Consider the following 21,216-nt stretch of genomic DNA (forward strand, 5'->3'; position numbering starts at 1 on the left):
CAGCGGCCTGCCCGCCCGATACAATCCTGGCCTATGAGTTCCAAGACAGCATCCGCCCCCGCCGCCGACGCCTACGCCGGCCACACTCCCATGATGCAGCAGTACCTGCGCCTCAAAGCCGAGGCCGGGCCGCTGCTGCTGTTCTATCGCATGGGCGACTTCTATGAAATGTTCTACGAAGACGCCGAGCGCGGCGCCCGCCTGCTGGGCCTGACGCTGACCAAGCGCGGCGCTTCCAACGGCACGCCGATCCCGATGGCGGGCGTGCCGGTGCATGCCATGGAGCAATACCTGGCGCGCCTGGTCGGGCAAGGCGAGTCGGTCGCCATCTGCGAGCAGATCGGCGACCCGGCCGCCGCCAAGGGGCCGGTGGAACGCCGCATCGTGCGCATCGTCACTCCCGGCACCCTGACCGACGAGGCCCTGCTGCCCGCCAAGGCGGACCGCGCCCTGGCGGCGGTCTGCCTGGGCGGCAAGGCGCGCGACCCGCGCGCCGGCCTGGCCTGGCTGAACCTGGCCAGCGGCGAGTTCCGCGTCACCGAATGCGCGCCGGCCCAGATCGAATCCGAACTGCACCGCATCGCCCCGGCCGAGCTGGTGTGCGCCGACAGCGCCGACCTGGCGCTGGCGTTCGAGGGCGCGCGCACCCGCGTGCCCGACTGGCACTTCGAGAGCGACGGCGCGCGGGCGCACCTGCTGGCGCACTTCAGGACCGATACCCTGGCGGGCTTCGACGTCGACGACATGCCGGCCGCCATCTGCGCCGCCGGCGCGCTGCTGCGCTACGCCGCCCGCACCCAGTCGCAGGCGCTGGCGCATGTGCAGAGCATCGCGGTCGAGCGGCCCGGCCAGTATGTGCTGATGGATCCGGTCACGCGCCGCAACCTGGAACTGACCCAGACGCTCAGCGGCGAAGACGCCCCCACCCTGTTCTCGCTGCTGGACGGCTGCCGCACACCGATGGGCAGCCGCCTGTTGCGGCGCTGGCTGCATCACCCGTTGCGCGACAACGCGCCGGCGCTGGCGCGCCAGCAGGCCATCTCGGCGCTGCTGGCCGGCCGCATGGATGTGGCGCAGACCTTCGGCGCCGCCAGCCTGCTGGACAGCCTGCGCGACGCCCTCGACGCCTTCCCCGACGTGGAACGGATCGCCTCGCGCCTGGCGCTGCGCTCGGTGCGGCCGCGCGAGCTGGCCAGCCTGCGCGACGCGCTGGCCGCCCTGCCCGCCCTGCGCGCCCTGGTTGCCCCGCTGGAGTCCTCGCCGCGCCTGGCCGAACTGGCCGCCCACCTGGCGCCGGACCCGGCGGTCGCCGACCTGCTGGGCCGCGCCATTGCACAGGAGCCGGCAGTGGCGATCCGCGACGGCGGCGTGATCGCCAGCGGCTTCGATGCCGAGCTGGACGAACTGCGCGCCCTGGCGGCCGACGGCGGCGACTTCCTGGTGCAGCTCGAGGCGCGCGAGCGCGAGCGCACCGGCATCGGCAACCTGCGGGTCGAATTCAACCGCGTGCATGGCTTCTATATTGAAGTCACCAAGGGCCAGACCGACAAGGTGCCGGAAGACTACCGCCGGCGCCAGACCCTGAAGAACGCCGAGCGCTACATCACGCCCGAGCTCAAGACCTGGGAAGACAAGGTGCTGTCGGCGCAGGACCGCTCGCTGGCGCGCGAAAAATGGCTGTACGAGCAGGTGCTGGATGCGCTGGCCGAGCACGTGCGGCCGCTGTCCGTCTGCGCCGGCGCGCTCGCGGAACTGGACACCCTGGCCGCGCTGGCCGACCATGCCCGCCGCCACGACTGGACCGCGCCCGAGCTGACCGAGCAGGCCGAGATCGACATCGAGGCCGGCCGCCATCCGGTGGTGGAGCGCGCCATCGAGCGTTTCACGCCCAACGGCTGCCGCCTGGACGCCACGCGCCGCATGCTGCTGATCACCGGCCCCAACATGGGCGGTAAATCCACCTACATGCGGCAGGTCGCGCTGATCGCCCTGCTGGCGCGCACCGGCAGCTTCGTGCCGGCGCAGCGCGCCGCGGTGGGCAAGCTGGACCGCATCTTCACCCGCATCGGCGCGGCCGACGACCTGGCCGGCGGGCGCTCGACCTTCATGATGGAAATGACCGAGGCGGCCGCCATCCTGGCGGCCAGCACGCCGCACAGCCTGGTGCTGATGGACGAGATCGGCCGCGGCACCTCGACCTACGACGGCCTGGCGCTGGCCTGGGCCATCGCCCAGCGGCTGGTCACCCACAACCGCGCCCTGACGCTGTTCGCCACCCATTACTTCGAACTGACGCGGCTGCCCGCCGAACAACCCACGGCGGCCAATGTGCACCTGGCCGCGGCCGAATCGGCCGGCGGCATCGTCTTCCTGCACGAAGTGCGCGACGGCCCGGCCAGCCGCAGCTACGGCATCCAGGTCGCCCAGCGCGCCGGCGTGCCGGCCGCGGTGATCCGCCAGGCCTCGCGCGAGCTCGAGCGCCTGGAGGCGCAGGGCGCGCCCACCCCGCAACTGGGCCTGTTCGCCGCCGCCATCGAGGCCGACGCGCAGGCGGGCGCGGCCACCGACCAGTCCGACGAACTCGCCGCGCTGCACGCGCTGCGCGACGAGCTTGCGCAAGTCGACCCGGACAGCCTCACCCCGCGCGAGGCCCTGGACGCGCTGTACCGCCTGAAGGCCTGCCTACCATGAAGACCGACCAGCCCCTGGCCCTGCTGGGCGGCCACAGCCCGGCGCATTTCATGCGGCGCTACTGGCAGCGCCAGCCGCTCTTGATCCGCCAGGCCATTCCCGGCTTCAGGCCGCCGCTGACCATCGCCGCCATCAAGCAGCTGGCGCGCCGCGACGACGTCGAATCGCGCCTGATCTGGCGCGAGGGCAAGGCGTGGCACATGGAACACGGGCCGTTCGCCCGCCTGCCCAAGGCCAGCGAGCCGGGCTGGACCCTGCTGGTGCAGGGCGTCGACGTCCACAGCGACGCCGCCAGCGCTTTGATGCAGCAGTTCCGCTTCATTCCAGACGCCCGGCTCGACGACATCATGATCAGCGTGGCCTCGGACGGCGGCGGCGTCGGCCCGCACTTCGACAGCTACGACGTGTTCCTGCTGCAGGCCGCCGGGCGCCGCCGCTGGCGGTACGGGCGCCAGCACGACCTGTCGCTGCAGCCCGGCCTGCCGCTCAAGATACTCAAGCGCTTCACCCCCGAACACGATGCCGTGCTGGAGCCGGGCGACATGCTGTATCTGCCGCCGCAGGCAGCCCATGATGGCGTGGCCGACGGCGCCGACTGCATGACCATTTCCATCGGTTTTCGCGCCCCCAGCCAGGCGATGCTGGCGCGCGGCCTGCTGGAAGCCGCCGCCGACCAGGCCATGGCGCGCGCCGGCCTGGCGGGCGGCGGCCCATACGGCGAGCCCGCCCTGCCTGGCCCGCGCCTCGACGCGCTGTACCGCGACCCCGGCCAGCCGGCCGTGGCCACGCCGGCCGCCCTGCCCGACGGCCTGGTGCAAGCCACCCTCGATACCCTGGCCAGGATGCGCTTCGACGATGCCCTCGCCTCGCGCTTCCTGGGCTGCTGGCTGACCGAGCCCAACAACCTGAGCGTGTTCGACCCGCCGGCCGATCCGGACATCGACCTGGCGGCCGACTGGCCGCGGGCGGGCATGCTGCTGCTGGACCGCCGCAGCCGCATGCTGTACCGGGGCCGCCAGTTGTTCATCAACGGCGAGACAGCGCCCGTGCCGGCCGGCGCGGCGCTGCGCGCCCTGGCCGATGCGCGCCGACTGGATTGCGCCGACCCGCGCTGCCGGCGCCTCGACACGGCGGCGCGCGCCTGCCTGGCCGATTGGCTCGACGCCGGTTGGCTGCACTACCGCCCAGTGTGACGGATTCGCCACACCAGGCGGCGCGCGGCGGCCCTGGAAAAGCCGATTCTGTACGATCCGGACACCTAAACGTGTCCATCCCGCACAGAACGCTAAGGTCTCTGCCCGGGTAGAAACATATAGAAATGTCCAACACGTATAAGAAAAGATTGTTACGTCCTGGATGCTACCGCTTTAATTTCTACACGCCAGCGCCTGCATGATTCCTGTAGCCTGACTACTGGTTTCCCCTAACGGGATTCTGGTTTCCCCTAACGGGCCGCATGATCGTCACCTAACAGGAGTCTCAACATGATCAGCAAAACCTTGATTCTTGCTTCGGTAGTTGCCGTCGCGCTGACCGCTTGCGACAAGAAAGAAGACACCGCGAGCCCTGGCGGCTCCGAACCCTCTACCACGATGCCGGCGCCCTCGAGCCCCGCGCCCAGCACGCCGGCTCCCACCACCCCGGCTCCGGACAGCTCCACCACGCCCGGCGGCGGCACCGGCGGCACCAGCGGCAGCACCACGCCTTCGTCGTAATCCGGCGACCGCCGCTTTGGCCCTGACGGGCCTGGCCCGCCAAACGAAAAAGGCCGCGACAGCAATGTCGCGGCCTTTTTCGTTTTCGCGGGCGCGGGGCCCGCGGAAGGTCAGATCATCTTGTCCTTCAGGACGCTGAGCAGGCGTTGGGCGGTAGCGCTGCTGTCGCGCTGGCCGTTGCTGTCGAGCACCGTGACCTGGGTCTGCGCCCCGCTTTCCGCCAGGTGGATGCGGTACTGCGCGGCCTGGGCCCGCTTGTCGCCCGAGAACAGGCGGCTGAAGAAGCCGGGCTGGTCCTGCTGCGCGCCGGTATCGGTATCGACATAGCGGACGAAGTATTCGCCGGCCGAACGGTCGCGATCGTCGACCGCGAAGCCGCCGGAATCGAGCGCCACGCCGACCCGGCGCCAGGCGCGGTCGAAGGATTCGTCGACCACCAGCATGGCGCCATTGGCGTGCACGTCCTGTACCGCCGGCGCCTGCGGCGAGGCCTCGGCCTGCGCCACCAGCTTGCGGGCGCTGTCGACGTCGGTGCCCAGGTAGACCATCAGCCGCGCCAGCATGGCGGCGTTCAGGCCGGGATCTTCCTTGCCGTGTTCCCAGTGGACCTGGGCCTCGTCGGGACCCGAGCGCTCTTCGATCATCTGCTGGTGCGAGATGTAGATCTCGGTGTGGCCGTCGACGCGCTCCAGGCGGGTGCGGAATTTCTCGCGCTCGCCGCTATCCCAGGCGGTGTCCAGGATCGACCCGAGCGCCTGGCGCAGCCAGCTTTCGGGGATCTTGGCGCGGTTTTCCGCCCAGTCGGTTTCGATCAGGCCGGCCTGCGGGCTGTTGGTGCTGACCGTGAAGCCGGTTTCGGTCCAGAAGTCGACCACCTTGGGGAAGACTTCTTCGGGCGGACGCTGCACGACCAGCCAGCGCAGGTCGCCGTCGCGCTCGACGCGCATGTCGTCGCGCTGCGGCAGCACGTTGCTGTTCTGCGCGACGCTGGCCACTTGCTGCTGCTGGCCCTGCTGCTGGTACTGCGAATAGGTGGTGCTGCCCGACGCGGGCGCCCGGTAGCGGGGATCGCTGGAGGCCTGGGTCAGGTCGGGCGGGATACTGAGCGGATCGCCGCGCCGCGTGCTTTTGTAGTCGACCGAATCTTCGTTGCCGAGCAACTCGTTGACCTCGCTGCAGCCCGCCAGCAACGTCAGGGCCATCAATGCCGACGCCGCGGCATGACGTTGGTTCATACGCATCCTCACTATATTTAGAGCAGGCCCGTTTCCTGGAGCGCGCGGCGTACCGTGTCGTGGTGCTGCGAGCCGAGCTCCACCAGCGGCAGCCGGTAGCCCAGCGCGGTACGACCCATCTGGGCCAGCGCCCATTTCACAGGAATAGGATTGGCCTCGACGAACAAGGCCTTGTTTAGACGCGCCAGGCGCGCATTAAGTTCGCGCGCCCTGGAGACGTCGCCCGCCAACGCGGCGGCGCACAGCTCGTGCATGAGCCGGGGCGCCACGTTGGCCGTGACGGAGATGTTGCCCCGCGCGCCGAGCAGGATGAGCGCGGTGGCGGTGGGATCGTCGCCGCTGAACACCTGGAAGCCGGCCGGCGCCTCGCGCATCAGCAGCGCGCCGCGGCCGATGTCGCCGGTGGCGTCCTTGATGCCGATGATGCCCGGCACCTGGGCCAGCCGCAGCACCGTTTCGTTGGACATGTCGGCCACGGTGCGGCCCGGCACGTTGTACAGCACGGTCGGCAGGTCGACCGCCTCGGCGATGGCGCGGAAGTGCCGGTACAGGCCTTCCTGGGACGGCTTGTTGTAGTACGGCACGACCGACAGGCCGGCTTGCGCGCCAACCGCCTTGGCATGGCGCGCCAGGTGGATGGCCTCGTCGGTGGAGTTGGCGCCCACCCCGGCAATGACCGGGATGCGGCCCGCGGCGTGCTCGACGGCCACGCGGATCAGTTCGGCGTGCTCTTCCATCGAGACGGTGGGCGATTCGCCCGTGGTGCCGACCACCACCAGCGCGTCGGTGCCTTCGGCGACATGCCAGTCGATCAGCGACCGGTAGGCAGCGTAATCGAGGCTGCCATCGGGTTGCATGGGGGTGACCAGCGCCACCATGCTGCCCTGGAAAATAGGTGTTGCGGCGGAATCGGGGGATGCCATGAAAATGGGCTCCGGGCCAGGACGGGACGCCCTGGGCGATATATCTGAGTCAGTCGAATCGCCGAGTTTAACGGATATTCCGCCAACGCCTACAAGAACCAGGTAACGATGGTTGTCCCCAGTTCCATCACGGGCCGCATCAGCACCCAGAGCACGTCGGTCACCAGCAGCAGCAGCACGATCACCAGGCCATAGGGCTCGATGCGCGAGTACTGCCACGCCATGCGGTTGGGCAGCAGGCTGAAGACCACGCGCCCGCCGTCCAGCGGCGGGATGGGCAGCAGGTTCAGGGCCATCAGGACCAGGTTGACGTTGATGCCGGCCATGGCCATCTGGTACCAGTAGCCTTCGGTGATGCCGCCGGCCAGGTACAGCCGCATGGAGATGACCCACAGGATGGCCATGGCCAGGTTGGCCGCCGGCCCGGCCAGCGCCACCCACAGCATGTCCTTCTTGGGGCGGCGCAGCCGGCCGAAGTCGACCGGCACGGGCTTGGCCCAGCCGAACAGCATGCCCGGCCCGCCCATCAGCTTGGACATCAGCAGGATGGCGACCGGCACCAGCAGCGTGCCGACCGGATCGATGTGGCGCATGGGATTCAGGCTGATGCGCCCGGCCTGCTCGGCCGTGGGGTCGCCCAGCATGCGCGCCACGTAGCCGTGCGCCGCCTCGTGCAGCGTGATGGCGAAGATGACGGGGATCGCGTAGATCGCGAGGGTCTGGATGAGTTCGGACATGGCCTGCGGGATTGTACCCTTGCGGACGGGCCGGCCATGCCGGCCGGCCCGGGTGTTCAGGCCAGGCCCAGGGTCGCCGGGTCGCCCCGCCCGCGCCGCAGCACGGCCGGCTCGCCGCCCGTGAGGTCGATGACCGTGGTGGGCGACTGCGGGCATGCGCCCGCGTCGATGATGGCCGCGAGATCGTGCGTATAGCGCTCGCGGATTTCTTCCGCGTCGTTCAGGGCCGTGTCTTCGCCCTTGGGGATCAGGGTGGTCGACAGCAGCGGCGCGCCGACCTGCTCGAGCAGCGCCAGCGTGACCGCGTGCTGCGGCACGCGGATGCCGATGGTCTTGCGCGACGGATGCGAAACGCGGCGCGGCACTTCGCGCGTGGCCTCCAGGATGAAGGTCCAGGGTCCGGGCGTGGCGGCCTTGAGCAGCCGGTACTGGCGGTTGTCGACCCGCGCGAAATGGCCGATTTCGGCCAGGTCGCGGCACAACAGGGTCAGGTGATGGCGCTCGTCCAGGCCGCGCAGGCGGCGCAGCGCGTCGGCGGCGGCCTTGTCGTCCAGGTGGGCGGCGACGGCATAGCTGGAATCGGTGGGCACCGCGACCAGCCCGCCGTCATCGAGCCACTGCGCAGCCTGCTTCAGCAGCCGCGGCTGGGGATTATCGGGATGGATGGAGAAAAAGAGGGCCATGGGTTTATCCTAGCATCCTCGGCGCCAGCTCAGGAGAAACAACATGCGCATGGATGATTCGCGGGAAAGCCAGAATATCGAAGACCGCCGCTCGCGCGGCCCCCGCCTGGGCAGGCGCGGGTCGGTGGGCATCGGCACCATCGTGCTGGCGCTGGTCGCCATCTATTTCGGCGTCGATCCCTCGGTGGTCCTGCAGATGGCCGAAGGCCCCGCCCCGCTGGAACAGCAGGCCCCCGCGCAGCCGCCCGCCGACGACCCGCAGGCCCGCTTCGTGGCCAAGGTGCTGGGCGAAACCGAAGACACCTGGAGCGCCATTTTCCAGCAGAACCTGAACCGCCAGTACGTGGCGCCCAGGCTGGTGCTGTTCCGCGGGGCCACGCCCACCGCCTGCGGCACCGGCCAGGCCGCCATGGGCCCGTTCTACTGCCCCGCCGACAGCAAGGTCTACATCGACCTGAGCTTCTTCGACGAAATGGAGCGACGCCTGAACGCGCCGGGCGACTTCGCCCAGGCCTATGTCATTGCGCATGAAGTGGGCCACCATGTGCAGCACTTGCTCGGCATCGCCGAGCAAGTGGACCGCCTGCGCCAGCGCAATCCCGGCCAGGCCAACGCGCTGTCGGTGCGCATGGAACTGCAGGCCGACTGTTTCGCCGGCCTGTGGGCGCGCCAGGCCGACCAGGCGCGCAATATCCTGGAGACCGGCGACATCGAGGAAGGCCTCAACGCGGCCACCGCGATCGGCGACGATACGCTGCAGAAGCAGAGCCAGGGCTACGTGGTGCCGGACGCCTTCACGCATGGCTCGTCGGCGCAGCGCGTGCGCTGGTTCAAGCGCGGCCTGGACAGCGGCGACCTGCGCCAGTGCGACACGTTCGGCACCGACACGCTTTGATACCGCGGGCCGGCGCAAGCGCGCCGCCTTCTTGTAAGATTACGCCCCCTCGCGCCGGCCCCCTGGCCGGCGCATCGCATCATACGAGACCACATCAGCGGCCCATGGCCAATACGCAAGCTCCTCTCATCACCGCGGCGGAAGTCCGCGACATCCTGGCGGAAGCCAAGGAGACCGTCAAACCGGTGGCCTGGGCGCCCCGGCCGTCCGCCAGCCACGTCCAGTGGATGGAATTCGCCTCGGCCTGCCGGCTGCGCGGCGAGGCGCGCGACGACATCATTTTTCGCGCCGTCTACCGGCCGGCCCGCACCGCCGTGCACGGACAGGCCGTCATCGCCATGCGCGAGGCCTGTTCGGCCAGCCTGTTCATCGGGCCGCATCGCGTGCTGGGCGTGGACACCGGCGAGGCCTTCCACACCAGCCTGGCGGGCACGGGCCGCCCGCACTACCGGCAGACGCTGACCGAGCGCACTCACCGGCACCTGTGGCACGACGAGGGCGAAGGCTATGCCGAGCCGGTGGAGCCGGCGCTGCACGACATCGCCGCCCTGATCCCGTATTTCCTGCAATGCGCCAACCTGACCCTGGCCGGAGGCTTCGCGCATCCGCTCAAGGGCCGCCAGATCGAATTGCTGCTATGACCTCGTTCCTGCAAGCCGCCGGCTGGACCGTCCTGCCGGCCGGCGAACATGCCGTGCGCGCCGTGACGCCCGTGGCCATGGGCCTCGATGGCCAGCACGCCGCCTTCTTCATCGCCCAGCCCGACGAGCAGTCGTTCTACCTGACCGATGCCGGAGAGGCCGCCATGCATGCGGCCGCCTACGGCGTGGACATGAACCCCAAGCGGCTGGAACTGCTGAACCTGACGCCCGGCGTCTGCCTGGCGCGCTTTGACAAGACCGGCGCCATCGTCGCCTCCGGCCAGGCCAGCCAATTGCAGGAGGCCCTGTGGGACGCCGTCCGGCTGGTGACGGCGCTGTCGTTCCAGTGCGGCCAGTGGATGCCGAAATTCAGCCGGCTGCGCTTTCGCGCCGAGGTCGGCCGCGTGCTGGGCGAAGCGCTGGGCCGCGCGCGCCTGCTGCAGGGCGCCAAGGCGCAGGGCAGCAGCGGCACCACCGCCGATTTCGCCTATGCGGTGCGCAGCGCCAGCGGCGCCTGGCTGACCTACATCGAGCCGATTGCCCTGAAAGCCGGCAAGAAAATGGACTGGACGCAGGTCTACCAGACCCACGGCAAGATGGCCGACGTAAAGATGGCGGACGCCCGCAGCGGCCGCATGGTCATCCTGGAGGATGGCGCGTCGGCCGAGGAATACGCCAAGGCGGTGTCCATACTGGAGCAGTCCGCCGTCGTCCGGCCCCTGGGCAAGACCCGCAACTGGGGCGAGATTTTCGCCGACTGATGCGCCGCCGGAACCGGCCGGCGCTTATCGCTAGTTGACCACCCCGGTCAGGGCATCGACGATGGCGCAGCCGTGGCTGATGGCTTCGTGCACCGCTTCGCGCGGGCTGTAGACGAAGCTGCCGTCGGCAAAACTGGGTACGGTGTATTCGTCGCCGTCTTCCTGGACCGCGTCGGCCTGCACCACGAGCACCGATGCGGTAAAGACGGGGGAGCCCGACTCCGCGGCCACGTTGGCGGGGATGCCGCGGGCGACCTTGGCGGTCAGGCGGTATCCCTTGTAGATCAAGTTGTTTTGATGCACTAGAAGGCCCTCACTAGGGCCAGCATACCGCGCATTTCGTCACACGCTTGATAAGTTTTGTAACGAGCCTGCCCGCGGGCCCGCCAGAAAGTGCAAGGGCCCGCCTGGACGGGCCCTTGCAGGGGGCGGCAGGCTGGATCAGCAATTGCCTTTCTTGGCCTGGCCCGGCGGACAGAAACCACCGCCGCCGCCATGGTAGTAGCCGTCGCCATGAGGGTCGACCACCACCGAGCCGGACGGCGTGTAGACCGCGCAACCGGCCAGCATCGCAGCCAGCGCCAGGCCGGCCATCAAGATCTTCATGGGAATACCTCCTGGTTCAGTCCCGGGCGGATTCTAGAGCGGAACACCATGACCGGATGGCTCATGACGTAACAAAGTCGCGTCCGGCATGCGGATGCCGGCGGCGCCCGCCAGCGTATCCCAGGTCCATCCCCGTCCCAGCAGGACCATGCGCGTGTGCAGGTCATGCAGGACGGTTTCGGCCACTTGCGGCCCGAGGTGCGTCAGCGTCTTGCGCCGCACATCCACATAGCCGGACTCGTAATGCCGCGCCAGCGACTGCCACAGCGCGCGCGCCGCGCCCGACTGGCGCGCCCCGGTGATCAGGCATTGACCCGCCTCCAGCGCCCACCGGTACACCGCCGCCGCGAGGCCGCGGCGCTGGTAAGGCTGGTCGTATTTGGAATGCGGCGCCCGCAGGTATGGGTCGGCGCGCCGGCCGACCTCGACCAGGCGATTGAATACCGTATAGCCGGCCAGCCTGCCGCGCGCCTGATCCACCAGATAGACATAGAACTCGCCGTCCGCCTCGCGGTAGCGGAGCACCAGCCCAGGGATTTCGGTCTTGACCTCCGGCATGTCGTGAAGGCGGTCACCCGGGCGGGTGATGCGGGAATACAGGGAATCCAGTTCGTTATCCAGTTTCCAGGAACCTGGGTCAACGTCGATGCGCAGTTCCATGATGCGGGTCAGCCACCCGGGAAAAGCGCCCAGCGCCAGCGTAGGCACGGCAATCTCCTATAGCGTGTCGTCAGTCAGGGGTCGTCGAAAATGGCCGCCGGATTGAGCCGGACAGCCGGGAAAGTCGGATTCATGCGCGCACTCCGTCGTGCAGGAAAAACAAAAACACAAAAAAACGTGCGGCCCCTCGATCGAGGGGCCGCATGGTGGGGGCCGCGCGCGGCGGCAACATGCCCGTATCCTAGCTTTTTATTTTCCTTTCAACAACTTATCCCGCCCCGCGGACCGCCTCGCGAAGCAAACGGTTGCCACTCGGCGATGGCAATAACATGGATTAGAATTGATAATGGTTTTCATTCATGAATGTTGCCGGAGGTCCGGGTGCCCACTGCCACACACCACGCCGAAGCGGCTCACCGCCAGAATGTCCACAACCTGTACCGCGACCACCACGGATGGCTGGAAGGCGTGCTGCGACGCAAACTGGGCAATCGGGACGATGCCGCCGACCTGGCCCAGGATACGTTCGAACGGGTCATGAAAACCCCCGCGCGCGAGGATCTGCATGAACCCCGCAGCTACCTGAGCGCCATTGCCAACAACCTGATGCGCAACCGGTTCCGCCGCGCCGCGCTGGAACGGGCATACCTGGAGGCGCTGGCCGCCCGGCCCGAACTGACCGCCCCTTCCCCCGAAACCCAGCGACTGTTGATCGAAGCGCTGGAAGCGGTCTATGCCGTGCTGGACGGCATGCCCGCGCGCACGCGCCGCATATTCCTGATGGCCCAGCTGGAGGACATGCCGTACAAGGACATCGCCGCGCAATTGCAGGTCACCGTCAACGTGGTGCAAAAGGCAGTGATCAGCGGGCTGCAGCACTGCTACATGGCTGTCTATGCCTGAGCCGGCCGGCCCGCGGGCCCTGTTCGCGCCGCTGGGCGGCGTAGGCCGCAAACTGCCGCGGCCGGTGGTGCTGCAGGCAGCCCAGTGGGTGGCCCGGCTGCAATGCGACGACACCGCCGCCGTGCGGCTGGCCTGCGATCGATGGCGCGCGGCCGACCCGGACCACGAATGCGCCTGGCAGCGCATGAACGCTCTGGCGCGCGACCTGGCCACCACGCGCGCCTATACCGACCCGCGCATCGCCAGCACCGCCCTGGACCAGGCCGCCGCGCGCGACAGCCGGCGCAATGCCATCAAGCTGGCGCTGCTGGCCGGCGGCCTGGCCACCGTGGGCTGGCGCGCGGCGGGCACGGCGGCGCCGCCCTGGCTGGCCGCCCACCGCACCGGCACGGGCGAGCGGCTGGCGCTCACGCTGGCCGACGGGACCCGGGTCGTGCTGAACACGCGCAGCGCGATCGACGTCGACATGACCGAGACCGTGCGGCAGATCTGGTTGCGCCAGGGCGAAATCCTGGTGACGACCGCCCGCGACGAACACCGGCCGCTGTTCGTGCGCACCGCGAGCGGCAGCCTGCGGCCCATCGGCACGCAGTTCACCGCGCGCCAGTTCGACGACGAAGCAGGCAGCGTGCGCGTCGCGGTCCTGGAAGGCGCGGTCCAGGTCGCCCCCAGCGCCAGTCCTGGCATCGACGCGGTGGTCCATGCCGGGGAATCCCTGTGCTTCGACGCGCGCCAGATACAGGCTGCGCGCGCGCTGGCGGCACCGGCGGCCGAGGCGGCCTGGGACCGCGGCATGATGGTGGCCAGCCGCATGCCGCTGGCGCGCTTCGCGGCGGAACTCGAGCGCTATCGGGCCGGCCTGGTGCGCTGCGAGCCGGCGGCGGCGCGCCTGGCCGTGACCGGCGCTTTTCCCGTGGACGACACCGACGCGGCGCTGCGCATGCTGGAAGAAGTGCTGCCGGTGCGGGTGATCTATCGCACCCGCTACTGGGCCAGCATCCAGGCGGCATGACTTTCGCCAAGAAAATTGTAACGGCCGGGCAGATTCCCGGTTCTCGCGTGTCCTGTGTGTGAAGGCGCCGCGATGCGCGGCGCTCCCTTACCTTAATAAATCACACAGGAAAACAAATATGGCACCAGGCCATCGATGGCACGCGGCCGGCCGGATCCGGCCGCGCGCCCAGGAGACGACCAAGGTTCCCTTGACGCCGCGCGCGCGGCAACGCGCGGCGCTGGCGACGCTGCGGCTGCTGTGCGGCGCCGCCATGCTGGCGTGCGCCGCCCCGCAGGCCGCCGCGCAGGCCACGCAGGCGACAGCGGCACAACAACGGCAATACGCCATTCCGGCGGGCCCGCTCGACAATGCGCTGAGCGCGCTGGGCGCGACGGCGGGAGTCATGGTGGCGGCGGACCCGGCCCTGACGGCCGGGCTGCGCACGCCGGGACTGAATGGCCGCTATAGCGTGTCCGAAGGCCTGGCCCGGCTGCTGGCGGGCACGCCGCTCGAAGCGGTGCCGGCGCGCAACGGCGGCTACGTGCTGCGCCGCCGCCCGGCCGCCTCCGGCCCGGTGACCACGCTGGACGCGGTCACCGTCTCGGCCAGCGCGCAAACCGCCTTGAGCGCCGGCGACAGCCTGGTGGCCACGCGCAGCGCCGCGGGCACCAAGACCGACACGCCGTTGATCGAGACGCCGCAATCGGTCTCGGTCATCACGCGCAAGCAGCTCGACGACCAGAAGCCGCGCAGCGTGTCCGAAGCGCTGAACTACACCCCGGGCGCGTTCACTGCCCTGGTCGGCGCGACCAACCGCTATGACTACGTGGCCCTGCGCGGCTTCAATGACAATAGCGTCGACAACACCCTGCTGGACGGGCTGCGCACACTGAGCGACCAGGGCAGCTACACCGCCACGCAGGTCGACCCGTATTTCCTGGAGCGCGCCGAAGTGCTGCGCGGGCCCGCCTCCGTGCTGTATGGCCGCTCCTCGCCCGGCGGCGTGGTGGCGCTGACGAGCAAGCGGCCGCTCTACGAGCCCTACCGCCAGGTGGAAGTGAGCGCGGGCAACCGCGACCGCTACGAAGCCGGCGTGGACTTGGCCGGCCCGGTCGACGAGGACGGCAAGGTGGCCTACCGCCTGACGGCCATGGGGCGCAAGCTGGACACCCAGTTCGACCATGTGAAGGAGGAACGCTATGGCGTGGCGCCGTCGCTGCACATCAATTTCTCGGACCGCACGCGGCTGCTGTTGCAGGCCTACCTGCAGCACGATCCGGAGGGCAGCTACCACGGCGCCGTGCCGGCCGACGCCAGCGTCACCAACGACCACAACGGCCAGCGCGTGCCGCGCAGTTTCTTCGACGGCGATCCCAGCGCGAACAAGTACGAACGCACCCAGCGCATGCTGGGCTACCAGTTCGAGCATGATTTCAACGACCGGCTGACGTTCCGGCAGAACTTCCGCCACCTGTGGACCGACGTGAAACTGGAGCAGGTGTACGGCTACGGCTGGGCCGGCCCGGACAGCCTGACGCGCTACTACGCCGGGGCGCACGAACAGATGCGCGCCTACACCATCGACAACCAGTTCGAGGGACGCTTCGAGACGGGCGCGCTCAAGCACACGCTGCTGGGCGGGCTGGACTACCAGCGTCGCAAGCTCGACGGCTACTGGGAGTCCGGCGGCGCGGATCCCATCAACGTGCTCGACCCGCAATACGGGCAGCCCAACCTGGTCGGGCTGGCCAGGGACCCGGTAGACCGCCGCCTGGAACAGACCGGCGTGTACCTGCAGGACCAGATCGCCTGGGACAAGTGGCGCTTCACCCTGGGCCTGCGCCAGGACCATGCGCGCGTCACCAACGAGTACGCCGGCGCGGCGGCCAGCTGGAAGGGCTCGAAATTCACCAAGCGGGCGGGCGCGGTCTACCTGTTCGACAACGGCATCGCGCCGTACGTGAGCTACGCCGACGGCTTCAACCCGAGCATCCGTACGGACCAGCAGGGCCAGTTGCTCGAGCCAACCACCAGCGAGCAGTACGAGGCCGGCATCCGCTACCAGCCGCCCGGCAGCGAGAGCTACATCTCGGCCGCGGTGTACCAGCTGACGCAGGACAACGTGGCGTCGCGCGCGCCCACCCAGTCGTTCTACGAGCCCACCGGCAAGGTCCGCTCGCGCGGCCTGGAACTGGAGGTCCGGTCCCAGCTCACCGACAACCTGGCGCTGCTGGCCAGCTACACGCTCAACAACATGACCATCCGGGAATCGGCCGACGGCTACGAGGGCAATACGCCGTACCAGGCGCCCCGCCACATGGCCTCGGCCTGGATGGACTGGCAGTTCACCCCCGGCGTCACCCTGGGCGCCGGCGTGCGCTACGTGGGCACCACCTGGGTGGACAACGCCAATTCGCTCAAGGTCGACCCCTACACGCTGGTCGACATGATGGTGCACGTGGATCTCGGCCGCTTCGCGCCCGCCCTCAAGGGCAGCAGCCTGCGCGTCGCCGCCACCAACCTGTTCGACAAGACGTACGTTGCCTCCTGCATCAGCATGGAGAACTGCTATTGGGGCGAGGCCCGCAATGTCATGGCCACGCTCTCTTACCAGTGGTAGATGCGCGCATGCCGCGCCTGGAATCGCCGGCCGGGGGAAGGTCCTCCGACGGGCATGAGCATTTGGAGACCCGAAGTGAGAAACGAGGATGCTTACGACTTCATTGCCATCGGCCTGGGGCCATTCAATCTCAGCCTGGCCTGCCTGGCCGAGCCCATAGCGGGACTGCGCGGCGTCTTCCTGGAGCGCAACGCGTCGTTCGACTGGCACCCCGGCATGCTAATCGACAACACCACGCTGCAGAACCCGTTCCTGGCGGACCTGGTCAGCCTGGCGGACCCGCAGAGCCCCTTCAGCTTCCTGAACTATTGCAAGCAGGAAGGCAAGATCTACTCGTACTACATCCGCGAGAACTTCTACCTGACCCGCGCGGAATACAACCGCTATTGCAAATGGGCCATCGCCAGGCTCGGCAACATCCGCTTCGGCCACGAAGTGCAGGACATCAGCCACGACGCCCAGCGCGGGGAGTACGTGGTCACCGGCGTCCGGGGCCCCGGCCGGGAGCCGTTCGTCCATCGCTGCCGCAAGCTGGTGCTGGGCGTGGGATCGGTGCCCGCCTTCCCGCCGTGCTGCCGCGATGAGAACCACCGCTACCTGCATTCGGCCGACTACATCGCGCACAAGCACCTGCTGCAGCAGCGCAAATCCATCACCATCGTGGGCAGCGGCCAGAGCGCCGCGGAGATCTACTACGACCTGCTGAAATCCGGCGCCGGCCGCGACTACACGCTGACCTGGATCACCCGCTCGCCGCGCTTTTTCCAGATGGAGAACACCAAGCTCACGCTGGAGATGATCTCGCCCGATTACATCGATTACTTCTTCAACCTGCCGGACGCCACCAAGACGGAGATCATCAGCAAGCAGGACAGCCTGTACAAGGGGGTCAACGCCAGCCTGATCAACCAGATCTACGACCTGCTGGACGACCGCCGTCGCCAGGGCGACCTACGCACCCACCTCATCACCAACTGCGAAGTCCAGGCCTGCCGCTACGACGCCGGGCGCGACGGCTACGAACTGGATTTCGAGCAGATCGACTACCGCGCCCGCTACACGCACCGCACCGACACGGTGCTGTTCGCCACGGGCTACAACCAGAACATCCCGCCCTTCGTATCCGGCATCCGCGAGCGCATACGCTGGGACAGCCATGGCCGCTACCGGCTGTCGCGCAATTACGCGGCCGACCTGAACGGCAACGAGATATTCGTGCAGAACGCGGGCATGCATACCCACGGCCTGACCAACCCCGACCTGGGCATGAGCTGCTACCGCAACTCGTGCATCATCCGCGAGCTGACCGGGGTCGAGCACTACAAGATCGAGCAGCGCATCGCGCTGCAGGATTTCGCCGTGCCCGTCGACGAACAGTTCGTCCCCATCCCGGAGCACGCATGACACTGAAGGCGCACATCATCATCATGACCGCGTTCGCGGTCGTGAGCGACGCGATCCTGATCCCCTTCTACCCGCAGTTCTTCCAGCTGCGCTATGGCATGGACAGCTCGGTGCATGTCGGCGCGTACGTGGCGGCGATTTCCGTCGCGGTCATGTGCACCCTGCCGCTGTGGGCGCGCGTGGCGCGCCGCGTCGAGCCGCTGCACCTGCTGGTATGGACGCAGCTGGCCGCCGGCGCGTTCAGCGTCCTGAGCAACTGGGCGCCGGACGTGGCCTGGTACTGGACACTGTCCATGCTGATGTTCATGTGCAAGAGCAGCTACCTGCTGATGTACCCGTACCTGATGCAGCTGACGCCCAAGGAGGCCCATGCGGGGGTGGTCGGCATCCTGTCGGTGGTGGTCCATTTTGGGGCGATCTTCGGCGCGGTGGTGGGCGGCTTCGTGCTGCAGACCTGGGGGCCGACGGGCAGCATCATGGCCATGGCGGCGGGCGATTTCTTCCAGATGGCGGTATGCGCGCACCTGATCCGCAGCGGCAAGATCGTGCGGGTCAGCGGGCAGGCCGGCAGCCCCCCCGCGCCGGCCGCTCCCGCGCCGCTGCCGGCGGCGTGGCGCACGCGCCTGCCGATCCTGCGCCTGGCGATGGTCATGCTGGTGTTCGACTTCGGCTGCTTTGTCATCCGGCCGTTCTTCTCGGTGCGCTGGCAAGCCATCAGCGACCATGCCTCGGAGCTGGCCTCGGGCATGGTGTTCGCCATACCCGGCGTGCTGGCCATCATCGCGCTGCGCGTGCACGCCCGCATACGCCGGCGCTCCGGCAAGCTGCCCGACCATACCCTCGGCAACCTGGCGCTGGGGATCGTCGGCCTGCTGATGCAGGCGGCGCCGGACCCCGTCCTGGTGGTGATCGGCCGATGCCTCTATGGCTGGGCCATCTTCCAGATCATCGTCAAGCTGGAGGTCAACCTGTTCCGGCTGAGCACGCCCGACCGCTACGCGCAGGACTATGCCGTGACCAATTTCTTCCAGAACCTGGGGGTGCTGCTGTCCTCGTTCGCGGCCGGCGCCATTGTCAGCCGCTACGGCCTGCACATGCCCTTCCTGGCCGGCGCCGCGGCCTTTGTCCTGGCAGCCGTGCTGGACCGGCTGATTCTCAAGGTCCCCAGCGCCGCGCACCAGGACGACAGCGGCCGGCCGGCCTCGGCCAACAAACTGGAGGCGCCCGCCCATGCCAGTTGAACTTCCCGCATCCACCGCGCACCGCCGGGGCGACGGCAACCTGCCCTACCTGGACCAGGAAGGCTTCGTCCTGCGCATGCTGCGCATTCCTCAAGACATCGCCGTGCTGCACGACTGGTTCACGCGCGACTACGCCACGTTCTGGCTGATGCAGGACAAGACGGCGGACGAGATCCAGGCGATCTACCAGGCCCTGATGGACTCCGGACACGCCACCGCCTACCTGGGACTGCGCGACGGCCGGCCGGTCTTCATGGCCGAATGCTACGACCCTTTCCACGACCGCATCCGCCAGCACTATGCGCCGCAGCCCGGCGACCTGGGCATGCACTTCTTCGTCGGGCCGGCCGCGCGCCCGGTGGCCGGCTACACCCGCTCGGTGTTCCGCGCGCTGATGCGCTTCATGTTCCTGCACCTGGGCGCGCGCCGCATCGTGGTCGAGCCCGACGCCGACAACCGCAAGATCCATGTCCTGAACCGGGCCATGGGATTCGTCTATGACCGCAACGTGCCCTTCGAAGAGAAGATCGCCAGCCTAGCCTTCTGCACGCGCGCGCAATTCGAGCATGCCGTGCAGGCCACCCCGGAGGAAGTCCACTCATGAATTCCGCAACCCTGACCCAGATGTCGCAGCAACCCGGCCTGGCCGCCACGCACCTGACGCCCGAGCTGTGGGCCGCCAGCAACCGCCGGCTGGTGCGCAAGGCCCTGTCGGAGTATTCGCATGAACTGATCCTGGAGCCCGTGCTGCAGGGACCGGCCGGCGACGGCCTGGACCGCTACCAGGTGCGCAGCGACGACGAGCGCACCACGTACAGCTTCTCGGCCCGCGTGCTGGCCCTGCGCCACTGGCATATCGCGGCGGACTCGATCGTCCGCGAACGCGACGGCCAGGCGCTGCCCCTGGATGCCCTGCAGTTCATCATCGACGTGCGCAAGCGGCTGGCCATCAAGGAGGAGCTGCTGCCGATCTACCTGGACGAGATCAGCAGCACCCTGTACGGCGCCGCCTACAAGCTGGCCAAGCCCGATGCGCCCGACGTCGCCGAACTGGCCCGGACCGACGATTTCCAGCGCATCGAGGTCGCCATGAGCGAAGGCCATCCCGGCTTCGTGGCCAACAACGGCCGCCTGGGCTTCAATGCGGTGGACTACCAGGCCTATGCGCCGGAAGCCGGCACACCGGTGCGGGTGGTCTGGCTGGCCGTGCACAAGGACAATGCCACCTTCGCCAGCGTGCCCGGCCTGGACTACCAGCGCCTGATGCAGGAAGAACTGGGCACCGCCACGGTGGCGCGCTTCACGGCCATGGTGCGCGACCTGCAATGCGATCCGGGCGACTACTACTTCATGCCCGCGCATCCGTGGCAGTGGTACAACAAGCTGTCGATCGCGTTCGCCTCGTACGTGGCCGCGCGCAAGATCATCTGCCTGGACTACGGCCAGGATGAATACCTGGCCCAGCAATCCATTCGCACCTTCTTCAACACCAGCGACCGCGGCAAGCGCTATGTGAAGACCTCGCTGTCCATCCTCAACATGGGTTTCATGCGCGGCCTGTCGCCTTACTATATGTCCGGCACGCCGGCCATCAACCACTACATCACCGCGCTGATCGACGGCGACGACTACCTACGGGCCAACGGCTTCAGCACGCTGCAGGAAGTCGCCTCGCTGGGATTCCGTAACTATTACTACGAAGACGCGGTCGCGACGGACACGCCCTACAAGAAAATGTTCTCCGCGCTGTGGCGCGAGAACCCGCTGGCGCGCCTGCGCGCCGGCGAGAAGCTGATGACCATGGCCGCGCTGCTGCACACCGACCAGCGCGGCGCCGCGCTGCTGCCGGAGCTGATCCGGCGTTCCGGGCTGACCACGCAGGCGTGGCTGCGCCATTACCTGCAGGCCTACCTGGCGCCGCTGCTGCACTGCTTCTACCGGCACGACCTGGTCTTCATGCCGCATGGCGAGAACCTGATCCTGGTGATGGACGGCTGCGTGCCGGTGCGCGCCATCATGAAGGACATCGCGGAAGAATCGGCCGTGCTCGACATCGGCGCGCGCGAGCGCATGCCCGATATCGTCAAGCGCCTGGCGGTGGATGTGCCGGACAACGTCAAGCTGCTGGCCATCTTCATCGACGTGTTCGACGGCGTGCTGCGCTATGTCAACCAGGTCCTGGTGGAAAACCGCTGCTGCGACGAAGACACCTTCTGGCAGGCGGTCGCGGATTGCGTGTCCGACTACCAGGACGCCCACCCGGACAACGCCGCCAAGTATGCCGCGTACGACATGTTCGCGCCGGAGTTCCTGCATTCTTGCCTGAACCGCCTGCAGCTCGGCAACAACCTGCAGATGGTCAACCTGGCCGACCCGGCCGCCAACCTGAAGATGGCGGGCAACCTGCAGAACCCCATCGCCCGCTTCCGTCGGCGGCCCGCCGCCGCGGCGCGGCCGGACCGGGTCGACGCGGCCGTCGGCGAGCCGGCCTGATGCTGCAGGCCGCG

At 68.4% G+C, this 21,216-nt stretch carries 20 protein-coding genes; 13 read left to right on the forward strand and 7 right to left on the reverse strand.

What is annotated here, in order from left to right:
• Positions 1–33: 33 nt before the first annotated feature.
• From mutS to ACKTT0_RS00605, 3 genes are all read left to right on the forward strand, one after another.
• The gene (gene mutS / locus ACKTT0_RS00595) at positions 34–2,691 is read left to right on the forward strand and encodes a DNA mismatch repair protein MutS (protein WP_407847258.1); all 2,658 of its coding nucleotides are present in this window, start codon (positions 34–36) and stop codon (positions 2,689–2,691) included.
• On the forward strand, positions 2,688–3,884 hold the full coding sequence (locus ACKTT0_RS00600; RefSeq protein WP_407847260.1) for a JmjC domain-containing protein: 1,197 nt from the start codon (positions 2,688–2,690) through the stop codon (positions 3,882–3,884). Before mutS ends, ACKTT0_RS00600 begins: the two co-directional genes overlap by 4 nt.
• A 291-nt stretch (positions 3,885–4,175) precedes the next feature.
• Positions 4,176–4,406: an endopeptidase gene (locus ACKTT0_RS00605; protein ID WP_081760436.1), complete on the forward strand. Its 231-nt coding sequence runs from the start codon at positions 4,176–4,178 to the stop codon at positions 4,404–4,406.
• A 110-nt stretch (positions 4,407–4,516) separates the two neighbouring features.
• On the opposite strand, the gene bamC is transcribed toward ACKTT0_RS00605, so the two are convergent.
• The 4 genes from bamC to ACKTT0_RS00625 form a co-directional block, all read right to left on the reverse strand.
• Positions 4,517–5,647, reverse strand: coding sequence for an outer membrane protein assembly factor BamC (bamC, locus tag ACKTT0_RS00610; protein WP_407847262.1), 1,131 nt, complete (start codon positions 5,645–5,647; stop codon positions 4,517–4,519).
• 11 nt (positions 5,648–5,658) lie between these two features.
• Positions 5,659–6,564 carry a 4-hydroxy-tetrahydrodipicolinate synthase gene (gene dapA, locus ACKTT0_RS00615; RefSeq protein ID WP_407847264.1) on the reverse strand — a complete coding sequence of 302 codons (906 nt, stop codon included), beginning with the start codon at positions 6,562–6,564 and terminating at the stop codon, positions 5,659–5,661.
• Positions 6,565–6,653: 89 nt separating this feature from the next.
• Entirely contained in the window at positions 6,654–7,301 is a 648-nt protein-coding gene (locus ACKTT0_RS00620) for a site-2 protease family protein (protein WP_407847265.1), read from the reverse strand.
• Positions 7,302–7,357: 56 nt separating this feature from the next.
• Complete coding sequence (locus ACKTT0_RS00625; RefSeq protein WP_407847267.1) at positions 7,358–7,984, reverse strand: L-threonylcarbamoyladenylate synthase; 627 nt, start codon at positions 7,982–7,984, stop codon at positions 7,358–7,360.
• Between the two features lie 43 nt (positions 7,985–8,027).
• Here ACKTT0_RS00625 and ypfJ point away from each other — a divergent pair, with 43 nt between their 5' ends.
• From ypfJ to ACKTT0_RS00640, 3 genes are all read left to right on the forward strand, one after another.
• Positions 8,028–8,879 (forward strand): KPN_02809 family neutral zinc metallopeptidase, encoded by an 852-nt coding sequence (gene ypfJ / locus ACKTT0_RS00630; protein ID WP_407847269.1) that lies wholly within the window; start codon positions 8,028–8,030, stop codon positions 8,877–8,879.
• A 104-nt stretch (positions 8,880–8,983) separates the two neighbouring features.
• The gene (locus ACKTT0_RS00635; RefSeq protein WP_407847271.1) at positions 8,984–9,520 is read left to right on the forward strand and encodes a hypothetical protein; all 537 of its coding nucleotides are present in this window, start codon (positions 8,984–8,986) and stop codon (positions 9,518–9,520) included.
• The gene (locus ACKTT0_RS00640; RefSeq protein WP_407847273.1) at positions 9,517–10,281 is read left to right on the forward strand and encodes a DUF1828 domain-containing protein; all 765 of its coding nucleotides are present in this window, start codon (positions 9,517–9,519) and stop codon (positions 10,279–10,281) included. Before ACKTT0_RS00635 ends, ACKTT0_RS00640 begins: the two co-directional genes overlap by 4 nt.
• Positions 10,282–10,311: 30 nt before the next feature.
• On the opposite strand, the gene ACKTT0_RS00645 is transcribed toward ACKTT0_RS00640, so the two are convergent.
• From ACKTT0_RS00645 to ACKTT0_RS00655, 3 genes are all read right to left on the reverse strand, one after another.
• Complete coding sequence (locus ACKTT0_RS00645; protein WP_407847274.1) at positions 10,312–10,584, reverse strand: hypothetical protein; 273 nt, start codon at positions 10,582–10,584, stop codon at positions 10,312–10,314.
• A gap of 138 nt (positions 10,585–10,722) precedes the next feature.
• Entirely contained in the window at positions 10,723–10,887 is a 165-nt protein-coding gene (locus ACKTT0_RS00650) for a hypothetical protein (protein WP_407847276.1), read from the reverse strand.
• Positions 10,888–10,920: 33 nt separating this feature from the next.
• Entirely contained in the window at positions 10,921–11,547 is a 627-nt protein-coding gene (locus tag ACKTT0_RS00655; RefSeq protein WP_407847278.1) for an N-acetyltransferase, read from the reverse strand.
• Between the two features lie 381 nt (positions 11,548–11,928).
• Between ACKTT0_RS00655 and ACKTT0_RS00660 the strand changes: the two genes are divergently transcribed.
• The 7 genes from ACKTT0_RS00660 to ACKTT0_RS00690 all read left to right on the forward strand — a co-directional run bounded on the left by ACKTT0_RS00660 (position 11,929) and on the right by ACKTT0_RS00690 (position 21,202).
• On the forward strand, positions 11,929–12,450 hold the full coding sequence (locus ACKTT0_RS00660; protein WP_407847279.1) for a sigma-70 family RNA polymerase sigma factor: 522 nt from the start codon (positions 11,929–11,931) through the stop codon (positions 12,448–12,450).
• Positions 12,443–13,462: a FecR domain-containing protein gene (locus ACKTT0_RS00665; RefSeq protein WP_407847280.1), complete on the forward strand. Its 1,020-nt coding sequence runs from the start codon at positions 12,443–12,445 to the stop codon at positions 13,460–13,462. Before ACKTT0_RS00660 ends, ACKTT0_RS00665 begins: the two co-directional genes overlap by 8 nt.
• A 118-nt stretch (positions 13,463–13,580) precedes the next feature.
• Positions 13,581–16,064 (forward strand): TonB-dependent siderophore receptor, encoded by a 2,484-nt coding sequence (locus tag ACKTT0_RS00670; protein WP_407847281.1) that lies wholly within the window; start codon positions 13,581–13,583, stop codon positions 16,062–16,064.
• Positions 16,065–16,139: 75 nt separating this feature from the next.
• On the forward strand, positions 16,140–17,468 hold the full coding sequence (locus ACKTT0_RS00675) for a lysine N(6)-hydroxylase/L-ornithine N(5)-oxygenase family protein (RefSeq protein WP_407847283.1): 1,329 nt from the start codon (positions 16,140–16,142) through the stop codon (positions 17,466–17,468).
• Positions 17,465–18,709: an MFS transporter gene (locus ACKTT0_RS00680; RefSeq protein ID WP_407847285.1), complete on the forward strand. Its 1,245-nt coding sequence runs from the start codon at positions 17,465–17,467 to the stop codon at positions 18,707–18,709. Before ACKTT0_RS00675 ends, ACKTT0_RS00680 begins: the two co-directional genes overlap by 4 nt.
• Complete coding sequence (locus ACKTT0_RS00685) at positions 18,699–19,313, forward strand: GNAT family N-acetyltransferase (protein WP_407847286.1); 615 nt, start codon at positions 18,699–18,701, stop codon at positions 19,311–19,313. The genes ACKTT0_RS00680 and ACKTT0_RS00685 overlap by 11 nt, the downstream gene beginning before the upstream one ends.
• Positions 19,310–21,202: an IucA/IucC family protein gene (locus tag ACKTT0_RS00690; RefSeq protein WP_407847287.1), complete on the forward strand. Its 1,893-nt coding sequence runs from the start codon at positions 19,310–19,312 to the stop codon at positions 21,200–21,202. Before ACKTT0_RS00685 ends, ACKTT0_RS00690 begins: the two co-directional genes overlap by 4 nt.
• The last annotated feature ends 14 nt before the right edge of the window (positions 21,203–21,216 follow it).

Source organism: Bordetella saccharivorans (genome assembly GCF_045862855.1).
In the GTDB taxonomy this organism is placed as follows: Bacteria; Pseudomonadota; Gammaproteobacteria; order Burkholderiales; family Burkholderiaceae_B; genus Bordetella_A; species Bordetella_A petrii_F.